This window comes from Paracoccus sp. Z118 (assembly GCF_019061185.1).
Taxonomy (GTDB): Bacteria; Pseudomonadota; Alphaproteobacteria; order Rhodobacterales; family Rhodobacteraceae; genus Paracoccus.
This window is the reverse complement of record NZ_JAHQZU010000113.1, coordinates 1-562: the sequence shown is the minus strand read 5'-3', so window position 1 is coordinate 562 and position 562 is coordinate 1. Positions and strand designations below refer to the sequence as shown.

Here is a 562-nt window from a genome sequence, read left to right as displayed (position 1 = left end):
TGCCCATCTCATTGGCGTGCTCGACAAAGAGCGGCAACAGTCCTGACCACGGCATCATCGGAACCGCGTCCCTGGGAGGACCTCGGAGGCCTGCGGTCAGGCAGGCTACGGGCGGGAGCTCGGGTCGTCAGGCCACACTGGCCAGCGGGATGTCGGGCCGGAAGTCGGTGCCATCGACCCACATCCGGTGCAGGATCACGCCGATGCGCCGCGCCAAGGCAACCATGGCGCGTTTCGCACCTCGGCGGCGGGCGACATGTGCGGCCCATGTTCTCAGCCATGTCGCCCGCCCACGGTGCATCATGACAGTGGCGGCCTGACACAGAGCGCGTCGCAGATTGACCTCGCCTGCCTTGGTGATGCCGCCCGAGACGTCGCGCTCACCGGATTGAGGCAGTGTCCCAGCGGTTGGTGTAGGAGGCCGCGCGCGGAGCCCTTGGCGTAGCGCAGCGCGCGGCCGGGCGTGCCGCTGGCGGCCATCGCCGATCTTCGGGAAGGTTCGGGTTGCGAGACCTTGAACCGATACGGAGATGACGATGACCGACGACAGAATGATGCTGAT

At 67.1% G+C, this 562-nt stretch carries 1 protein-coding gene; it reads right to left on the bottom strand.

Features of this window, described 5'->3' with window-relative positions:
- Positions 1-127: 127 nt before the first annotated feature.
- On the bottom strand, positions 128-562 hold a 435-nt coding region (locus KTN05_RS18350; RefSeq protein ID WP_254368347.1), incomplete at its 5' end, for a transposase.